This is a genomic window from Flaviflexus sp. (assembly GCF_052087705.1).
GTDB classification, from domain to species: Bacteria; Actinomycetota; Actinomycetes; order Actinomycetales; family Actinomycetaceae; genus Flaviflexus; species Flaviflexus ciconiae.
This window is the reverse complement of the sequence record NZ_JBQCYC010000031.1, coordinates 9,639-13,613: the sequence shown is the minus strand read 5'-3', so window position 1 is coordinate 13,613 and position 3,975 is coordinate 9,639. Positions and strand designations below refer to the sequence as shown.

Annotated in this window: 3 protein-coding genes; all 3 read left to right on the top strand. The window is 60.7% G+C overall.

What is annotated here, in order from left to right; all coding sequences use genetic code 11:
- The first annotated feature begins 591 nt into the window (after positions 1–591).
- On the top strand, positions 592–2,088 hold the full coding sequence (locus ACTHUY_RS11400; RefSeq protein WP_441678911.1) for a CoA-acylating methylmalonate-semialdehyde dehydrogenase: 1,497 nt from the start codon (positions 592–594) through the stop codon (positions 2,086–2,088).
- Positions 2,089–2,339: 251 nt separating this feature from the next.
- Entirely contained in the window at positions 2,340–3,302 is a 963-nt protein-coding gene (locus ACTHUY_RS11395; protein ID WP_441678909.1) for a carbohydrate kinase family protein, read from the top strand.
- Positions 3,303–3,541: 239 nt separating this feature from the next.
- A partial coding sequence (locus tag ACTHUY_RS11390) for a hypothetical protein (protein ID WP_441678907.1) occupies positions 3,542–3,975 on the top strand: 434 nt, incomplete at its 3' end.

Below are 3,975 nucleotides of genomic sequence, written 5' to 3'. Positions count from 1 at the left end.
CGTAGGGGAGAGGGTGTCGTCGGGAGGAGAGCACCTGCGCGCCAAGCCTCTCGCTCCGCGCAGAGGAGAACGGAGTGACGACAGAAAATCGCGATAGCCGCGCGTGCACTCTTGCCCGGGACGCGAAAGGTTCCGAGTCGTCGCCGTTCTTGATGCGTGCAGAGATGCACCTCGTATGCTCGCATGCCCCTCTTGCCAGCCTCGATTGCCAGTCCATATGTTCGCATGATCGCGACGAGCTACCAGGCCGGTTCGACTCGGACAGGGAGCTGATCATTCCTTCCCGATGGTTGCATTGAGGGCGCCGGTGAAACCATCCGTCAAGACCGGTTGCAGTTTTTTGCCGCGGAAATTTGGCGAGAAGTCAAGGTTGTTTGCGGCGCGGCTAGGCGGATTTGGGCTTGGCACTTTTGTGCGGTATGTCGGGCATTTCTGGCGCTCAGCAGTATACGGCAGCGGAGTAGGTCCCGCATTGTCTGAAATTACTTTGAGTGATTTGTGCTATTTGTTAGGACAAATGACCAAAGTCCTGTATAGTGGAGTCATCGACAGCCGCAAGCTGGCGGCTTGAACGCAACGAGGAGTTCAATAGTGAATACCATTCAGCATTGGGTAAACGGCGAGTTCTACCAGGGCACCCCCGATGGAACGATTCCGGTGGAGAACCCCGCCACCGGTGAGATCGAGGGAGAGCTGCTCAACGCCTCCGCCGCCGATCTCGACCACACGGTTCAGGTTGCCGTTGAGGCGCAGAAGGAGTGGGCAAAGTTCTCGCTCGCTAAGCGCACCGCAATCCTGTTCAAGATGCGTGAGCTTGTTCTTGCTAACCAGGACGAGCTTGCGAAGGCGATCGTTGCCGAGCACGGCAAGGACTACTCGGACGCGCTGGGCGAGATCCAGCGTGGCCGCGAGACCCTCGACTTCGCATGTGGCATCAACGCTGCACTCAAGGGCGAGTACTCCTACGACGTATCGACCGGTGTCGACGTCCACTCGCTCCGTCAGCCCGTCGGTGTTGTCGCCGGCATTGCACCCTTCAACTTCCCGGTCATGGTTCCGATGTGGATGCACCCCATCGCCCTCGCAACGGGCAACGCTTTCATCCTGAAGCCGGCCAGCCCCACCCCGACCGCCTCCCTGATCGTTGCACGCCTCTACAAGGAAGCTGGCCTTCCCGATGGCGTCTTTAACGTTCTCCCCGGTGACCGTCACTCCGTGACCCGTATCCTCGAGCACCCCGGTATCGACGCGATCTCGTTCGTCGGTTCGACCCCGGTTGCTCACATCATCCAGGACACCGGCACCAAGCACGGCAAGCGCGTCCAGGCTCTCGGTGGCGCCAACAACCACGCCATTGTTCTTCCGGACGCCGACCTCGAGTTCGCAGCGAAGCACATCTCCGCAGCCGCCTTCGGCGCTGCTGGCGAGCGGTGCATGGCTCTCCCCGTTGTTGTCGCAGTTGGCGGCATCGGCGATAAGCTCGCTGGTCTCGTGAAGGAAAACGGCGAGAAGATCAAGGTTGGCCCCGGCCTCAACGAGGGCGTCCAGATGGGTCCCGTGATCTCCGCAGCAGCCAAGAAGCGCATCGTTGGTCTCGTTGACGATGCTGAGAAGCAGGGTGCAAACGTCGTCCTCGACGGCCGCGATCTTGTCATCGAAGGCAACGAAAACGGCCACTTCATTGGCCCCACGATCGTCACCAACGTTCCGACCGACTCCGATCTGTACAAGGACGAGGTCTTCGGCCCGGTCCTCACGATCGTTGAAGCCGACACCTACGAGGAGGCCATCAACCTGGTGAACTCCTCCGAGTTCGGCAACGGCGCGGCGATCTTCACGAACGATGGCGGTATGGCACGCAAGTTCAAGATGGAGGTTGAGGCAGGCATGGTCGGAATCAACGTCCCGATCCCGACCCCGGTCGCCTACTACTCGTTCGGTGGCTGGAAGGAATCGCTCCTTGGCGATCACCACATCCACGGCCCCGAGGGCGTCAACTTCTACACCCGCGCGAAGGCCATCACCACTCGCTGGCCCTCCGAGTCCGGTGCTTACGAAGCAACGATGTCCTTCGCACGCGAAGAGTGATCTTAATCTTCCCGTCCACGCGGTGAAGGAAGGAAGCGCGCTCCCCATACCGGGGGCGCGCTTTCACATTCCCGGGAACTACCTACCTAGCTTCCAGCGCACTGGTTCGGCATGGGTCAAGATTGCCGGGCAAAGTCTCCAGCCGTCCACTAGGCTGAACACAGGTGGCGCCGTAGCCAGATCCGAAAACTGTTTGGAGCGTCGGGGCCGAAATAGCGTGGCCGCGTGGGGCGGCGGATGAGGAGCAAGCAATGATCGAGAGCCGTGACACCAAGACTGTTCTATGTGTTGGCGAGGCCCTGATTGACGTCGTCAATCGAGGAAAGAAAAAGTCCGAACACGTCGGTGGTAGCCCGATGAACGTGGCAACCGTTCTCGCAAGCCTCGAGCACCCCACCTCTCTGGCATCCTGGTGGGGCAAGGACGAACGCGGGCACGCCATCGAGCAGGAAGCTGCGAAGGCCGGTCTCACGATTGTTCCGGGCAGCGATGGTGCCGAGCGGACCTCGATCGCCAATGCCACCGTTGACGAAGAGGGGCACGCAACCTACGAGTTCGACCTGCTGTGGGAAGTTCCAGAGCTTCCCGGTCCGAGAGAAGTCGACCATCTCCATGTCGGCTCCATCGGGGCAACCCTGGAGCCAGGCGCAGCCGATGTGCTTGCCGCCGTGAAGCGCATGGCAATCCAGGGAACGGTGTCGTACGACCCGAACCTTCGCCCCGCAATCATGAAGCGACCCAGCAGCGTCAAGGCAAGCGTTGAGGAGATCGTCTCCCGCGCCGATGTCGTGAAGGCCTCCGATGAAGATCTGAAATGGCTCTACCCGAACACACCGGTCGAGCAGGTCATGCGGGACTGGGCGGCACACGGTCCCGGACTCATCGTCGTGACGAGGGGGCCGTGGGGCGCCTACGCAAAACTCGCGGGGGATCGGGACATGCTTGTTGTCGATGCTCTCGACGTGGAGATCGGCGACACCGTCGGTGCAGGCGACTCGTTCATGGGCGGCCTGATCTCCGGCCTGCTTGACGCGGAACTCTTGGGAAGCGCCGCAGCCAAGTCAGCACTCCGGAACGCCCGCTGGCACGATGTGCAGCCAGCACTCCACCGTGCTGTCGTGGCCTCCGGCCTAACCGTCAGCCAGAACGGAGCCTATGCCCCGACGCGTCATGAGATCGAGAACGTCCTCATAGCGGAGCCGAAGCTTCGCTAGGGGAGTCCCGTACTCGAAGCGGGATCGCATGCGCGATGAAGAAGAAGTCTCCCCGCCGGAAAGCCGGTTGGAATTAGCGTGATTCCGCCTGGGTGCGATGGGGGTGGAACACGCAGAGCTCTCTCTTATCAGACAGAAAGACGGCATCGTCGTTGCCCAAATCAGTGCACAAACAGGCACGAGTATTCGCAAGGTGATTTAGGGGCGAGGACGGCCGGAGGGTAATCGCGACCTACCGGATGCTGGGGCAACTCGGCGTCCCGACGATCAATGTACTTGCTACGACGGAGCGGGCTCTTCTCCTTGAGGACGTTGCAGCGAGTGAGGAATGGCGGCTGGGAATCGAGGCCGATCTCGCCGACACGGATGTCGCTACGAGTCTTGCTACCTGGTACCCATCCCTTCATGAGGCGGGACGCGAATACCTCGCTGGCCACAATGTCGAGTTATACGACGAAGCTCGTGTGATCACGAGGGGGAGCGTGCGAGGGATCGCCCGGGCCACGGCAACGGAGGACCTGTTGGTCTGTCAGATGGTTGAGGACAATTTTGAAGAGCTAGTTTCCCTCATTGCTGGGCTTCGACGAACCCTCACGCACAATGACTTCTACTGGACAAACCTCGTGGTTTCGAGGGATCGAACTGCTGCCATGATGGTCGACTACGACCTGCT

Excerpts from the sequence above, each read along its gene's own strand:
- ACTHUY_RS11395 (WP_441678909.1), top strand. The coding sequence starts at position 2,340 with ATGATCGAGAGCCGTGACACCAAGACTGTTCTATGTGTTGGCGAGGCC.